The organism is Agromyces aerolatus, assembly GCF_031432255.1.
Lineage (GTDB): Bacteria > Actinomycetota > Actinomycetes > Actinomycetales > Microbacteriaceae > Agromyces.
The window spans coordinates 20,659-35,250 of record NZ_JAVKGQ010000001.1 but is presented as its reverse complement, the minus strand read 5'-3'; the positions used below and the strand labels follow the sequence as shown (position 1 = coordinate 35,250).

General features: G+C 72.5%; 9 protein-coding genes. 5 read left to right on the top strand and 4 right to left on the bottom strand.

Annotation, left to right across the window (positions count from 1 at the left end; all coding sequences use genetic code 11):
• Positions 1-252: 252 nt before the first annotated feature.
• Positions 253-1,353: an ABC transporter ATP-binding protein gene (locus RH864_RS00135; RefSeq protein ID WP_310515482.1), complete on the bottom strand. Its 1,101-nt coding sequence runs from the start codon at positions 1,351-1,353 to the stop codon at positions 253-255.
• A gap of 238 nt (positions 1,354-1,591) precedes the next feature.
• Between RH864_RS00135 and RH864_RS00130 the strand changes: the two genes are divergently transcribed.
• Positions 1,592-2,521, top strand: a complete 930-nt coding sequence (locus RH864_RS00130) for a DsbA family protein (RefSeq protein WP_310515481.1) — start codon at positions 1,592-1,594, stop codon at positions 2,519-2,521.
• Positions 2,522-2,933: 412 nt separating this feature from the next.
• Here the strand turns inward: RH864_RS00130 and RH864_RS00125 are convergent, their stop codons facing one another.
• Both RH864_RS00125 and RH864_RS00120 read right to left on the bottom strand, forming a co-directional pair.
• Complete coding sequence (locus tag RH864_RS00125; RefSeq protein WP_310515480.1) at positions 2,934-4,283, bottom strand: GNAT family N-acetyltransferase; 1,350 nt, start codon at positions 4,281-4,283, stop codon at positions 2,934-2,936.
• Between the two features lie 87 nt (positions 4,284-4,370).
• Entirely contained in the window at positions 4,371-6,386 is a 2,016-nt protein-coding gene (locus RH864_RS00120; RefSeq protein WP_310515479.1) for an NAD(P)/FAD-dependent oxidoreductase, read from the bottom strand.
• A 66-nt stretch (positions 6,387-6,452) separates the two neighbouring features.
• On the opposite strand from RH864_RS00120, the gene RH864_RS00115 reads away from it, so the two are divergent.
• Both RH864_RS00115 and RH864_RS00110 read left to right on the top strand, forming a co-directional pair.
• On the top strand, positions 6,453-9,176 hold the full coding sequence (locus RH864_RS00115) for an ATP-binding protein (RefSeq protein ID WP_310515478.1): 2,724 nt from the start codon (positions 6,453-6,455) through the stop codon (positions 9,174-9,176).
• Complete coding sequence (locus RH864_RS00110) at positions 9,173-10,000, top strand: hypothetical protein (protein ID WP_310515477.1); 828 nt, start codon at positions 9,173-9,175, stop codon at positions 9,998-10,000. The genes RH864_RS00115 and RH864_RS00110 overlap by 4 nt, the downstream gene beginning before the upstream one ends.
• 38 nt (positions 10,001-10,038) lie before the next feature.
• Here the strand turns inward: RH864_RS00110 and RH864_RS00105 are convergent, their stop codons facing one another.
• Positions 10,039-10,713, bottom strand: coding sequence for a LacI family DNA-binding transcriptional regulator (locus RH864_RS00105; protein WP_310515476.1), 675 nt, complete (start codon positions 10,711-10,713; stop codon positions 10,039-10,041).
• Between the two features lie 236 nt (positions 10,714-10,949).
• On the opposite strand from RH864_RS00105, the gene RH864_RS00100 reads away from it, so the two are divergent.
• Together RH864_RS00100 and RH864_RS00095 are read left to right on the top strand one after the other, a co-directional pair.
• Positions 10,950-13,250 carry an RHS repeat domain-containing protein gene (locus RH864_RS00100; RefSeq protein ID WP_310515475.1) on the top strand — a complete coding sequence of 767 codons (2,301 nt, stop codon included), beginning with the start codon at positions 10,950-10,952 and terminating at the stop codon, positions 13,248-13,250.
• Between the two features lie 188 nt (positions 13,251-13,438).
• Positions 13,439-14,551 carry a glycerate kinase gene (locus RH864_RS00095; RefSeq protein WP_310515474.1) on the top strand — a complete coding sequence of 371 codons (1,113 nt, stop codon included), beginning with the start codon at positions 13,439-13,441 and terminating at the stop codon, positions 14,549-14,551.
• Positions 14,552-14,592: the final 41 nt, after the last annotated feature.

Genomic DNA, 14,592 nt, shown 5'->3' with positions numbered 1-14,592 from the left:
CCGGCCGGCTGGCTTGCGCGGGCGGGCGGATACCTCGGCCCCATCGTGCGTCCTGCCCGATTTCCTTGCTCAGGAAGGAGCGTCGCCGCTTCGGCGTGTCGGTGCTCAGGGTTCCGCGCGTCGTGTTCGCGTTCCTGAGCGAGGAATGGGCCGCGGGTGAGAAGCGGTTCTGGCGAGGCATCCGCTCGCCCTGGAAAGACCGATGCCGGCCGGGCCGAAGCCCGACCGGCATCCGATCGTGGGGTCGCCCGCTCAGCCGGTGACGACGCGGTGACCGAGGCGGTCGCCCGACTCGGCGTCGAACACGTGCACGTGGTTCGGCGTCGGGGTCAGGTAGACGGTGTCGCCCGCGAACGGGTGCGTGCGGCCGTCGACGCGCGCGACGATGTCGGTGCGCTTGCCCTCGATCTCGGAGTGGCCGTAGAGGTAGCCGTCGGCGCCGAGCTCCTCGACGAGGTCGACCGTGACCGCGAGGCCCTCGCTCGCCGTCGTCGACACGTTGATGTCTTCAGGGCGGACGCCGACCGTGACGGCCGAACCCGTCGCGTGGTCGAGCACGTCGCGCTCGACCGGCACGACCGAGTTGCCGAACTTGATGCCGCCGTCGGCGATGTCGGCGTGGAACAGGTTCATGGCCGGCGAGCCGATGAAGCCCGCGACGAACACGTTCTGCGGCTTCTCGTACAGGTCACGCGGCGTGCCGACCTGCTGCAGCAGGCCGTCCTTCAGCACCGCGATGCGGTCGCCCATGGTGAGCGCCTCGGTCTGGTCGTGGGTGACGTAGACCGTCGTGACGCCGAGGCGGCGCTGCAGCGATGCGATCTGCGTACGCGTCTGCACGCGGAGCTTCGCGTCGAGGTTCGACAGCGGCTCGTCCATGAGGAACACCTGCGGCTGCCGGACGATGGCGCGACCCATGGCCACACGCTGACGCTGACCACCCGAGAGGGCCTTCGGCTTGCGGCTGAGGTAGGGCTCGAGGTCGAGGAGCTTCGCCGCCTCGAGCACGCGCGCGGCGCGCTCGTCCTTGTTGACGCCGGCGATCTTGAGCGCGAAGCCCATGTTCTCGGCGACCGTCATGTGCGGGTACAGCGCGTAGTTCTGGAAGACCATGGCGATGTCGCGGTCCTTCGGCGGCACGTCGGTGACGTTGCGGTCGCCGATGAAGATGTTGCCGTCGTTGACCTCTTCGAGGCCCGCGAGCATGCGGAGCGACGTGGACTTTCCACAGCCGGAGGGGCCGACGAGAACGAGGAACTCGCCGTCGGCGATCTCGAGGTCGAGCTGGTCGACGGCCGGTCGGGTGCCGCCGGGGTACAGGCGGGTGGCCTTGTCGAACGTGACTGATGCCATGGTTGTGCTTCTCCTTCACCGGCAGGTACGTGCCGGACGATCCGTAGTGAATGGATGAGTCGCGTCGCCGTTGACGCCCACTCAGTATGCCATGCGGGGAGCACCTGGGTGTTTCCCAGACACCGTACCTACTATCGTTAGGGCGTTCGCGCCTATCGTTAGGGCGTTCGCGCGCGTTGTCCCGCGCGCCCCCCACACAGCAGCAGTCCCCAAGAGCACAGCCCCGGAGTGACCATCGATGAGCAACGGCGGATCCAACCAGCCACGCCCCAGCCGTAACGACCGCAGAGAGGCGGCCAGGGAGAAGGCCAAGGTCCTCCGCGAACAGCAGAAGAAGAAGGACCGCCGGAAGAAGGTCCTGATTCAGGGTGGGGTCATCGTCGCGGTCGTCGCGGTCGCCGGGCTGATCGGTGCGCTCATCTTCAACAGCGTGAAGCCCGCGGGCCCGGGCCCGGCCAACATGGCCAGCGACGGCATCGTGCTCACCGGCGCCGACGGCGCCATCACCGCGGTCGAGACCCCTGCGCTCCAGCCCGGCGAAGACCCCGTGCCGACCGAGCAGGACGACAGCGGTAACGTCGCGAACATCGTCACCTACGTCGACTACCTCTGCCCGTTCTGCGGCGACTTCGAGTCGACCAACGGCGAGACGCTGCGGACGCTCGTCGAGTCGGGGGCCGCGACGGTCGAGGTGCACCCCATCGCGATCCTGTCGAACAAGTCGGCCGGTACGCAGTACTCGCTTCGCGCGGCGAATGCGGCCGCGTGCGTCGCCGACCAGTCGCCCGAGTCGTTCTTCGACTACAACGCGGCGCTCTTCGAGAACCAGCCCGCGGAGGGCTCGACCGGGCTCTCGAACCAGGAGCTGAAGGCGCTGGCGGCTGAGGTCGGCGTGAGCTCGGGCAGCGCGATCGATGCGTGCATCGACGAGACGCGCTTCAAGTCGTGGGTCCAGGACGCCACGTCGCGTGCGCTCGCCGGGCCCATCCCGAACTCCGAGATCGAGAGCGTGCGCGGTACGCCGACCGTGCTCGTGAACGGCAAGTCGTACTCGGGGTCGCTCACCGACGCCAGCGAGTTCCAGGCGTTCGTGACGCAGGCCGCGAGCGAGAGCTCGCTCGAGTCGAACGACTCGACGCCGACGCCCACGCCGACTCCCGCCCCGTAGGCGTTCGGCACACAAGGGAGGGGCACCCGTTCGGGTGCCCCTCCCTTTCTGCGCCCGCGTGTTCTGCGCCCGCGTGTTTCTGAGCCGGGCGGGTTCCTTGCTCAGGAAAGACCGGCGCGGGTGCGGCGCGCCGCGGCGCGACACGCCGACCGGGTGCGCGATCTTCCTGAACACGGAGATGGCAGTGGGAGGGCGGGTCTGATCGGGCGCCGGCGGATGCCTCGGGCGCGGCGTGGGCTCGTTTCGTCTCCTTGCTCAGGAACGAGAGGCGCCACCGCGGCGTGTCGACGGCCGGGGTGCGGCGTGTGTCGTGCGGGTTCCTGAGCTGGGAAACGAGGACGGGGAAGGTGGGGCGGATCGCTCGGCGGGCGGATGGCTCGGGTGCGGATGCCTCGGGCGTGCCGCGACGGCGTCAGAACCAGATGCTGAGCTGTGGGGCCCGCGACGTGGCGAAGATTCGGTCGGCGAGTGCGGCCGCGCCGCGCGCGGTCTCGGTGATGCGGCCCGCACGCGCGAGCGTCGAGGGGCGTGCGTCGCCGAGGTAGATCGCGCCGAGCTCGTGCACGCCGAGCCGGAGCGCGCCGGCACGGCGTCGGCGGCGGGATGCGCCGGCCTTCGCGTCGGCGGGCGCCTCGTCGACGCGGCTGACCTCGGCGCGGCCGTCGCCGGCGACCTCGAGCTCGTAGGTTCCGCCGGCGTGGCCGAGGGGGTCGTCGATCTCGAGCGTGAGCGAGCCGGGGGCACCGTATCGGCGGGCGCGGAGCGCGGCGACCGGGTCGAGCACACGGACCCACAGGTGATCGACCACGTCGCTCACGGTCACCGCGCGGCGGTCTTCGAGCAGCCAGGGCAGCGGTTCGTCGACCGAGCGCAGCAGGCCGCGCACCTCGTCGATGAAGTCGACCTCGATCAGCGTGCGCCAGAGCGCGCGATCGGCGTCGTCGGTCGCGGCGGCGACGAAGTCGACCGCGAGCACGCCCGGCCGGTCGGGTTCGCGCGTGATGCGGTAGGTCGCGAAGCCCTGCGGCTCGCCGTGCTCGTCGTCGTACCGGATGGCGCGGATCTGCCGTGACCGTTCGGCGTCGGGTTCGACGAGTCCGAGCACCCGGTCGAGCAGGCCCGGCCAGCGGTCGATCTCACCGGGAGTGCGGGCGACGGCGCGACGCACGAGCTGCGGCGCGAGGTCGCGAAGCGACGCGGGCTCAACGAGGTGCACCCGGCCCGGCGCGTCGGGCCCGGTCCAGTGCGCCCGGCGGCGGTCGACGGTCATGGTCGCGCTGCGCGCCGCGGGGGCGAAGCCGTACCGTCCGTAGATCGTCGCCTCGGTCACGGTCAGGACGGCGAGCGCGGCACCCGCCTCGATCGCGTCGCGGAGCTCGGCCTCGAGCAGGGCACGGGCGATGCCGCGTCGCCGGTGCGTGGGTGCGACGGTGACCGAGCTCACGGCCCACGCGTCGACGCTGCGGTCGCCGGGCACGCTGAGCCCGGTGGGCCACCCCGAGATCGTCGCGACCGGGATCTCGGGTTCGGCGGCGGTGGCGTCGTAGACGCCGAGCAGCCGGCGCTCCGAGAAGACCGCGCGTTCGTGCTCGAGCTCGCCGGCCGTGGGCCGGGCGTGGTGGAACCCGCGCTGGTCGGCGTGCACCCACGCGTCGAGCTCGGCCCGGTCGGCGGGGTCGACGGAGCGATAGGTCAGACCGCGCTTCTCGAGTGCGGAGGCGGAGCGGCGATCGACGGGCAGCTTCTGGAGATCGAACGGCACCGCACCAGCGTAGCGAGCGCGCCTGAACGTGTGCCCGCCGCATCAGCGGTACCACTCGGACCGCTTCGCGCAGGCCACCCGGGGGCGCTACCCGAGCTCGGTCTCCCCGAGGTGCCGGTGCACCGACGAGACCACGACCGAGCCTTCGCCGACGGCGGCGGCCACACGCTTCACGGAGCCGCGCCGCACGTCGCCGACCGCGAAGCATCCGCCCGCCGAGGTCTCGAGCGGCTCAGGAGGCCGCGCGTGCGGCCAGGCCCGCCGGCCGCCCTCGGCGAGCACGTCGGCGCCCGTGATCACCGAGCCCCACTGATCGCGCAGCACATCGGGCGGAAGCCAGTCGGTGTGCGGGCGTGCCCCGATCGTGATGAACAGCGAGTCGGCGGGGACCTCGTCGTGATCGGCGGTGTCGGTGCGCTCGAGCACGACGGCGCCCAGCCGGTCGCCCGCGGCCGAGGGGCGCGCGTCCACGACGCGGGCCTGCGTGCGCAGGCCGACGCCCGCGTCGGCGAGCTCGTCGATCAGGTACTGCGACATGCTCTCGGCGAGCGACGGCCCGCGCACCACGAGCGACACCGAGCGCGCGAACCTCGCGAGGTGCAGCGCGGCCTGCCCGGCCGAGTTGCCGCCGCCGACGACGAGCACGTCGCGGCCCCGCTGGGCGCGCGCCTCGACGGCTGATACGCCGTAGAAGACGGATGCCCCGACGAACGCCCGCAGCGCGGGCACCCGCAGCCGGCGGTAGCTCACGCCCGTTGCGACGACGACGCTGCGCGTGCGCACGCGCTCCGCGCCGTCGACCTCGACCTCGAACCCGTGCTCGGTCACGCGCATGTCGGTCGCGCGTCGCGCGTGCGCGACCGTCGCGCCGAACATCCACGCCTGCCGGTACGCGCGGAGCGCGAGGTCGGCGCCCGAGACGCCCCGGGGGAACCCCAGGTAGTTGCGGATCAGCGAGCTCGACCCCGCCTGCCCGCCGACGGCCGCGGACTCGAGCACGAGCGTGTCGAGTCCCTCGCTCGCGGCGTAGACGGCGGCAGCGAGGCCGGCCGGCCCGGCCCCGATCACGGTGAGCTCGACCTCGTGCGCGGGCACCTCGGTCGTGAGGCCGGCCGCGCGCGCGAGGTCGGCGTCGGTCGGGTCGGCGAGCACGTCGCCCGCCGGGGTGCCGACCAGCACGGATGCCTCCGGATGCGCGGCCGTCGCGCGAAGCGCGGAGGCCTCGGCCTGCTCGGCGTGGAGCACGCGCGCGGGCGTGCCCTGCCGGGCCAGCCTGGAGCGGATGGCGTGCAGCCGGGGGTCGCCGTCGTCGCCGATCACGACGAAGCGTGCCGGGTGCACGGCCGAGGCGGCCGCCCATTCCCGCAGGTAACCGGTGATCTCGGCGTGGAACGACTCGTCATGCGGGCTGTCGGGGGCGACGACGTACCCGTCGATGCGCCCCTGTGCGGCGAGCTCGAGCACGGCGCCCGCGGTCGCGGCGTCGGCCCAGCCGCCCCAGCCGACGAGCAGCGCTCGGCGCGCGTCGGGCCAGCGTTCGCGCATGCCCGCGAGGCTGCCGCCTTCGCCCGCCGAGCCCGTGTCGACGAGCACGAGCGCGATCGTGCGGTGGCCGGCCTCGAGCGCGTCGAGTGCGACACCTAGGTCGCCTGTCGCGTCGCGAGCGACGCCAAGGTCGCCTGTCGCGTCGCGAGCGACGCCAAGGTCGCCTGTCGCGTCGAGCGCGACGCCGAGGTCGCCGGCCGCGTCGCCAGCGACGCGCCCTTCCGCGTCGAGCACCGCGTCGCCGGCCGGGCCGCTCGCCGTTGCGACGTCCGCGCGATCGCCGCGCGGGCCGGGTCGGGCCTCGCCTGACGGGCCGGGCGCCGCCGAGGCATCCGCCGCCGCGTCAGCAGAGGGTACGCGCCCGCCCGAGGCATCCGCCCGCCCGCCCGCGGTGACGATCTCGTAGTCCGCCGCGTACCGCGCGCGCAGCGCGGCGATCGCGGCGCGACCGGCGTCACCTGAGGCCGCCACGAGGATGACCGGAGTGCTCCGCGCGTCTCCGGCGTGATGCCCAGGCATGCCCGCCTCCGATTCGACGGCCGCGTGCGCTTCGCGCACCCCGCCAGGCTACGCCTCGCCGGTCCGCTCTGGACAGCCGGACGCGGGAGAACCAGACTTTCCCTCATGAACCCGGTCGCGGGTGCGATCAGGACGCCCGACCAGCGCCTCCGCGTGTTCGTCAGCTCGACGCTGAAGGAGCTGGCGCCCGAGCGACGCGCCGTGCGCGCCGCGATCGAGCAGCTCGGGCTCGCGCCCGTGATGTTCGAGCTCGGCGCGAGGCCGCATCCGCCCCGCGACCTGTACCGCGCGTATCTCGCGCAGTCCGACATCTTCGTCGGGCTCTACGGGGAACGCTACGGCTGGGTCGCACCCGGCGAGGAGATCTCCGGGCTCGAGGACGAGTACCGGCTCGCGCCCCGCGAGCTGCCGAAGCTGGTCTACGTGAAGGAGACGGACGCGCCGCGCGAGCCGCGGCTGGCCGAGCTGCTGCACCGCATCCGCGACGACGACGGCGCGTCGTACGTGTCGTTCGCGGCCCCCGAGGACCTCGCCGAGCTCGTGCGCAGCGATCTGACCACGCTGCTCGCCGAGCGGTTCGCGCTCGCGGGCCCCGGCGTCCGCGAACCCGAACCCGAACCCGAACCCGATGCGGTCGCGGGACTCCGTGCCGAGGCCGCGCTTCCCGCCGTGCTCACGCCGCTCCTCGGTCGCACCCACGAGCTCGAGACCGTGGCCGGGCTGCTCGGCGGCGATGCGCGCCTCGTGACCGTGACCGGGCCGGGCGGCATCGGCAAGAGCCGGCTCGCGATCGAGGCCGCGCGCGTGCTGCACGAACGCTTCACCGACGGCGTCGCGTTCATCGATCTCGCGCCGGTGACCGATCCGGCGCTCGTACCGCGCGCGATCGCCGAGGCGATCGGCGTGCGCGACGTGGGCGGCGGTGGGCTCGACGACAAGCTCCGCACGGCGCTGCGCGGCCGCCGTCTGCTGCTCCTCCTCGACAACTTCGAACAGGTCGTCGACGCGGCACCCGCGCTCCGGGCGCTGCTCGCCGACGTGCCGAGCGTCAGCGCGCTCGTGACGAGCCGCATCCTGTTGCGGGTCTCCGGCGAGCACGGCGTCGAGGTCGGCCCGTTGCCGCTGCCCGATCCCGAGCGTGCGGCTGCGGCACGCGACGCGACCGCGGCCCTCGACGACGCCGCACGCAACCCGGCCGTCGCGCTGTTCGTCGAACGCGTGCGCGCTGCCACGCCCGACTTCGAGCTCACCGCCGACAACGCCGACGACGTGGCACGCATCTGCATCGCGCTCGACGGGGTGCCGCTCGCGATCGAGCTCGCGGCCGCGCGCGCCCGCGTGCTCACCCCCGCCGCCCTGCTCGAGCGGCTCGGACGGCGGCTGCCGCTGCTCGCGGGCGGCCCGCGCGATCTGCCCGAACGGCAGCGCACCATGCGCCGCACGATCGAGTGGAGCACGCAGCTGCTCAGTGCGTCCGCGGTCGAGCTGCTCACCCGGCTCGGGGTGTTCGCCGGCGCGTTCCCGCTCGAGGCGATCGAGGCGATCGCGGGCGGCATCGAGGACGGCGACCTGCTCGACGACCTCGCCGCACTCGTCGACGGCAGCCTCGTGCACCAGCAGGAGCACGGTGACCGCGCCGTGTTCACGATGCTCGCGACGGTGCGCGAGTACGCGCGCGAGCAGCTCGACGCGCGGGCCGATGCGCGGGCGCTCCGCGACGCGCACGCGCGCTGGTACATCGCGCTGGGGGAGCAGGCCGAGGCCGAGCTCGAAGGGCCGCGACAGCTGGCGTGGGTCGCACGCCTCTCGGAGGAGGCCGACGACCTGCGCGCGGCGATGCGACACCTGCTCGACACGAATCAGTGGGAGCACGCCGCGCACTTCGCGTGGACGCTCTACGTGTACTGGTGGGTCGACGGGCACCTCGGCGCAGTGCACGCCTGGATGACCGAGCTGCTCGACGCCGCGGGCGACGCGCTCGACGATCTCACGCGCGCGACGGCGCTGTACTTCACGCGCGCGATCGGCTTCTGGCAGAACCCGAACGACTGGGTCGTGCCGGGGCTCGAGGAGAGCGCCGAGCGGTTCCACCGGGCCGGCGACCGGTCGGGCGAGGCGCTCGCGCTCATCTCGCTCGCGCTCGCGCTGCTCGGAGCCGAGCGCCCCGACGCCGAGCGCGCGGCCGGTGCGCTCGACACCGCGCTGGACCGGTTCCGCGAGGCCGGCGATCAGTGGGGCGAGGCCATGGCCCTGGTCACGATGGGCCGGGTCGCCCTGTTCCAACAGCGACTGCCGGCGGCGCAGGCCGACTTCGACGCGAGCCTGCAGGTCGCGACGACGCAGGGCGATGAGCTCGGCGCCGCGATCGCCATGCACCATCGCGGATGGGCCCAGGTGCTGCAGGGCCAGGTCGGCGCGGCGGCCGAGCAGTTCTCGCGGAGCCTCGCGCTGTCGCACGGGCTCGGACACGACGAGGGCGTCGCCTACGGGCTCGAGGGGCTCGTCGCGGTCGCCGCCGCGGCGGGCGACGTGCGTCGGGCAGGGGAGCTGCTCGGCGCCGCCGAGGTGCTGCGCGAACGCACCGGACTGTACAACGCGCCGTCGTTCAGCTTCACCGGCCCGTTCATCGAGCCGTTCGCCACGGGCCCGCTCGCGACCGAGTTCGCTGCGGCCCGGCGTGCCGGGCGCGGGCTCCGGGTCGCCGAGGAGGTCGCGATCGCGATGACGGATGCCTCGGGGGCGGTGCGTGCGATGGGCGCCCCAGCGACGGATGCCTCGGGCGGCGATGTCTCGGAGGCCGGCGCGTCGGGCGCGGGGGAGCCGGCATGAGCGTCGCGCGCGACGACCGCCTGCTGCCGTTCACGCGCATCCTCGGCGCGGTGATCCTGCCGTTCCTCGTCGTCGCGGCGGTGCTGCTGCTCGGGCTGCCCGGCGAGACCGAGGTGCACTTCGCGTGGACCATTCTGCCGCCCCTCACGGCGACCCTGCTCGGTTCGGCGTATGCGGGCGGCATCTGGTTCTTCATCCAGGTCGTGCGGCAGCGGATCTGGCACCGCGTCGCCTGGGGGTTCCCGGCGGTCGTGGTCTTCGCGACGCTCCTCGGCGCCGCGACGGCGCTGCACTGGGACCGCTTCCACCCGGGGCATCCGTCGTTTCTGACCTGGGCGACGCTCTACGCGCTGACGCCGCCGCTCACCCTGCTCGCGCTCGTCCTGAACGTGCGGCACGACCCGCGCTCGCCGGAACGCGACGACGTCGAGATTCCGGCGGGGTGGCGCATCGGGCTCGCACTCGTCGGCGCGGTTGCCGCCATCACCGGGCTCGTGCTCTTCGTCGCACCCGCGCTACTCATCGGCACCTGGGGGTGGGACGTGACGCCGCTCACCGCGCGCGTGGTCGGTGCGGTGCTGACCCTGCCCGGCTTCGTCAACGTCTGGATGCTCCGCGACCGGCGCTGGTCGTCGTTCCGGTGGCTGTTCCAGGCCCAGCTCGTGAGCCTCGCCGCGATGCTGTTCGGCCTCGTGATCCGTGGCGCCGACGTCGCGTGGGACCGGCCGGCGGCCTGGGCCTTCGTCATCGGCATCGTGGCCTCGGCCGGGGTGTACGGGCTGTTCGTCGGGCTCATGGAGGAGCGGCGCCGCGCGGCGGGGTGAGTGGGCGGGATCGTGCGCGCCGGGTCGTGCGGGGAGGATCAGCGGCCTGCGGGGGTGGGGTCGTCGAGGTCGGCGTCGGCCGAGACCTCGACGATGCGGTCGCGCTCCGGGCGGTCGAAGGCGAGGCGGAGGGCGTGGCATCCGATCTCGTGGAGCGCCGGGCCCGCGGGCTGGCGGCCGGGTGCGGGGCGGTTGATGCGGATGACGCGGCCGCCGGCCGCCACGTAGGCCGTGAGCTCTGCGGCCAGGGCATCGTCGGCCGGGGCGCCGGTGGTATCGTCGGGCGATGCGCCGGGCCGCCCGGCCGTCGGCGGTGCCTCAGCGAGGATGATCACGCGGGGCCGCTGCCCGCGGAGCCGCCGCACGAGGTCGAGCTCGTGCTCCGCGTCGTGCTCGGTCGCGGCGACCGTGACGATGAGCCGCTCGCGGTCGGCCTCGGCGAGGACGCCCGACGCGATCGCCGAGTAGTACGGGTCCGCGAGATCGTCGACGATCAGCGCGACCATGGTCGTCGTGCCGCGCGCGATGGCCTGCGCCGAGAGATTGGGTGAGTACCGCAGCCGCGCGGCCGCCTCGAGCACCCGTTGCCGGTAGGTCTCGTTGACGCGACGCTTGCCGCCGTTCAACGAGCGCGAGGCCGTCGCGAGCGAGACGCCGGCCTCGCGCGCCACGTCGTGCAGCGTCGGCGGTGCCGCGCGCGTGATCTCACTCATGGATCCTCCTCGGGTCGGCATTCGCCTGGGCGGGCGGGGCGGCTGGGTTGGGCCGGGCGGTCTCATCGTATCGTGAGGGATGCTCGGCACCGCCGTCAAGGTCGGCCGGGCGGTGGTGATCGTCGTCGCGGTCGCGGCCATCTGAGCATGGTGCGGATCGAATGTGACGAAGGGGTGGCGCAGGCACGGAACATGAGTATATTAGCGTGCACACCTTTCACGTTTGGAGTACAGCGATGCTGCGTGCCGATCATTGTCGATTCGAACCTGAGCCGAGGCGGGGGAGGTGGTCGTTCGCGGTCGGCGCGGTCCTGTGCGCCGGTCTGGTGGGCGGACTGGTCTCGCCGGCGTGGGCGGCGGAGCCGCCCGGCGATGTGGGGGAGGTGCAGCTGGGCTCGTTCGCGCTGGGTGATGCGCTCGAGGCCTCGATCGGGGAGCTCGACGGGGCGTTCGGGTTCACGGTCACGGCCGGGGGGCTGCAGCTGGGGTGGGACTCGCGGGCGGCCGGCACCGACGCGGTGCGGTTGGGTGACGGGTGGTCGTTCGGCCTGGCGAAGGTGCGGGTGACCGGCGGGGTGTGGGTGCACACGGCGTCGGGTGGGGCGTATCAGATGAGTGCGTCGTCGTCGTCGGGTCTTGCCGGGTATCCCGGAACCGATGTGGTGTTCGCGGAGGCGGAGCCGGGTGCGCTGGTTCCGGCGCGGGCGGACGGTTCGGCGGCGGAGACGCCGTACGCGTTCGTGTTGCACGAGCTCGGCGGGGTGTCGACGTATTTCGATGCGGCGGGCAATCCGGTGCGTTCGAGCGTTCGTGAGGGCGACTCGGCTGAGGGCCGGGTGCTCACCCGAGCCGACTACGTTCCGACCGCGATCGGCGATCTCGCGGCTGAGACCGTCACCGTTGCCCCCGACACCCCCGATGCGATCGCCACGACGCGTCAGTTCGAGTATTCCGAGGTTGGTGAGCTGACCGCGATCGTCACCGACGGCGAACGGCGCACGCAGGAGTTCGATGCCGAGGGAAATCAGACCGCGTCGGTGACCGGCGATCGGTACGAGTACGACGCGGCTGGACGGCTCGTCGCACAGACCACACCTGAGGGCGTGCGCGTCGAGACCTCCTACTGGACCGACGGGTCACGGAAGGAACTTGCGACCGCGACCGGCACGACCCGCTACTACTGGGATGGAGACCGGCTGATCAACGAGGCCCACGCCTCGGCGGCCAGCACCGGCATGGCGAGCTACCTGATCGGCGCGAACCGGCAGGCCCGAACGATCCGTGCCGACGGAGCGCGTTCGACCACCTCGTACTACGGAACCGACCGGCATGGGAACGTCACCGACCTCACTGACGCGACCGGCCGCGTCACCACCTCGTACGCGTACAGCGACTATGGCGTGGCGGCCGCATCCGGTGAAGAACCCGGCACGCTTCCCGAGGGCATCGGCGAGCTCGACTACAACCCGTTCCAGTACGCCGGCGAGTACACCTTCCGTGACGGCACGCAGCCGCTCGGGCCACGCACGTACAACCCCATGCAGGCCCGATTCCTGACGATGGACGACGCTCCGCTCGCAAACCTCTATGCGTTCGGTGACCTCAACCCGGTCACGAACATCGACCCGAGCGGGCGAGCCGCACAGCTGGACTGGAGCCACCTCGGGCCGCTCATCGCCGGGTTCGTGGCCGCCGCGTTCGGTGCCGCCATGTTCGTCTGGAGTGGTGGCGTCTCGCTCGGCGCACTCGGGGTCGTCTCCGGGCTGGTCGCCGGTGGCGATGCGACGCTCGCCGGCTTCGAGGTCGCCCGCGGGTTCGGCGAAGTGCAGTGGTCGGATCCCTACGCCATGGAGATCGCGTCGTGGAGCTTCTTCGCCGCCAGTGTCGTCCTCGGCTTCGGCGGCGGTTTCGCCAAGCTCGCCAAACGCGGCGGCAAGCCGGTCGCGAAGCCCGAGCCGGAACCCGCGGGCCCGGAAGACGTCGCCGGCGCTGACCTCAACCAGAGGAAATCGATCGACGGCGACAGCCCGCTCAACGAGACGACCACCGAGCCTCCGACCGTTGACAGGAATGCGGACCTTGAGAGCTTCAACGCAACGCACTCCGAAATATTGCGACGCCAGGAGCACTTGGAAGACGTCAGCTCCACGAGGTTTCGCGGAATGTCGGGTCAGATGCTGGATACGAAGCTCGTGATGCACCTCGACAGCGCGGCCCAGAATCTCGAACACGCGCAACGTGTTACCGATCGGTACTCGAATTTCGACTTCTTCGAATTGGGCGGGAAGGGACTCGCCGAAGCGGTCCGGGTCGACGACAAGCTGGTCAAGTACCAGACCGATGCCCTGTTCCACCTGGAGAAGGCTCAGAAGCGCCTGGAAAAGGTCATCAACCGCCGCGTGACGGAGGGGGGAACGGAGGATCAGTATGAGCAACTTGACCTGTCGGATATCAGCGAGGCTGTGACGAGTCTGAGGAATGCGCTCACCCCGGGGAAGAGGTTCGAGCCCAAGCGTTTCATCGGTGAGGACTATTAGGTCAACGGCTCCGGCGCAACGCGACGTCGACGTTCCGCCAGTGTGCGGCGCCTGTTCCATGCTCGGAGTTCCGACCGACGCCGCCTCAGCGCTCGGGAAGCTCGGGAAGATGGAACGGCCACCGAGCGGCGCGATCAGTGCCAGTATCGTGAGCAGGCCCGACCGCCCCGACCCCGAGGAACCGACACATGAGCCGCATCGTCATCGCGCCCGACTCGTTCAAGGGCACGATCGATGCCGCCGACGCGGCCGCGGCGCTCGCGCGGGGCTGGGCGTCGGAGCGGCCCGCTGACGAGACCGTGCTGCGGCCCATGGCCGACGGCGGCGAGGGCACGCTCGACGCGTTCGAGGCGTCGGTGCCGGGCGCGGAGCGCCTCGTCGTCACGGTCAGCGGCCCCGTCGACGGGGCTCCGGAGGTCGAGACCTCCTGGGTGCGGCTGCCCGACGGCACCGGCGTCGTCGAGCTCGCGGCGACGAGCGGGCTCGCGCTCGTCGACCCGCTGCGGCCGCTCGACGCGCACACCGCCGGGTTCGGCGAGGCGATCGCGGCCGCACTCGACGCGGGCGTCACCCGGCTGCTGCTCGGCCTCGGCGGCAGCGCGTCGAGCGACGGCGGCATCGGCGCGCTCAGTGTGCTCGGCGCACGATTCCTGGATGCCTCGGGCGGCCCCATCGCCCACGGCAACCGCGGGCTCGCCGACCTCCTCGACGTGCAGCTCGACGACCTCCGCACGCGCCCGCCACTCGGCGTGCTCATCGTCGGCGACGTGACGAACCCCCTGCTCGGCGAGTACGGCGCCGCGGCGGTGTTCGGGCCGCAGAAAGGCGCCGACGCCGAGACCGTCGACATCATCGAGACGAACCTCGCCCGGCTCGCGCGACTCATGCCCGAAGGCGGTCCGCTGGCCGGCGCAGCCGGCGCCGGAGCGGCGGGCGGTGCCGGGTTCGGGCTGCTGGCGTGGGGTGCCGAGATGGGTGCGGGTGCGAAGCTCGTCGCCGACGCGGTCGGCCTCGCCGACGCCGTGGCGGGGGCCGATCTCGTCATCACGGGCGAGGGGCGGTTCGACGGGCAATCCGAGGCGGGCAAGGCGCCCACGGAAGTCGCCCGCATCGCCCGGGAAGCCGGCGTGCCCGTCGCGCTCGCCGCGGGCGCGATCACGGCCGAGACGGCGGCGTACGTGGCATCCGTCTCGCTCAGCGACCTCGCCGGCGGCGGCGCCGAAGCCATGGCCGACCCCGCCCGTTGGCTCGAGGAAGCCGGCCGGGTGCTCGCACGGATCGCCGTCCCGTTGGTCGAGTAGCGCCGACACGCGAGCTGGCTCGGATGTCGTCAATTCTTGTG

What these genes read in the sequence shown, in the direction of transcription:
- RH864_RS00135 (WP_310515482.1), bottom strand. Translation starts at nt 1,353, where the DNA reads ATGGCATCAGTCACGTTCGACAAGGCCACCCGCCTGTACCCCGGCGGC.
- RH864_RS00130 (WP_310515481.1), top strand. Translation starts at nt 1,592, where the DNA reads ATGAGCAACGGCGGATCCAACCAGCCACGCCCCAGCCGTAACGACCGC.
- RH864_RS00115 (WP_310515478.1), top strand. Translation starts at nt 6,453, where the DNA reads ATGAACCCGGTCGCGGGTGCGATCAGGACGCCCGACCAGCGCCTCCGC.
- RH864_RS00110 (WP_310515477.1), top strand. Translation starts at nt 9,173, where the DNA reads ATGAGCGTCGCGCGCGACGACCGCCTGCTGCCGTTCACGCGCATCCTC.
- RH864_RS00105 (WP_310515476.1), bottom strand. Translation starts at nt 10,713, where the DNA reads ATGAGTGAGATCACGCGCGCGGCACCGCCGACGCTGCACGACGTGGCG.
- RH864_RS00100 (WP_310515475.1), top strand. Translation starts at nt 10,950, where the DNA reads ATGCTGCGTGCCGATCATTGTCGATTCGAACCTGAGCCGAGGCGGGGG.
- RH864_RS00095 (WP_310515474.1), top strand. Translation starts at nt 13,439, where the DNA reads ATGAGCCGCATCGTCATCGCGCCCGACTCGTTCAAGGGCACGATCGAT.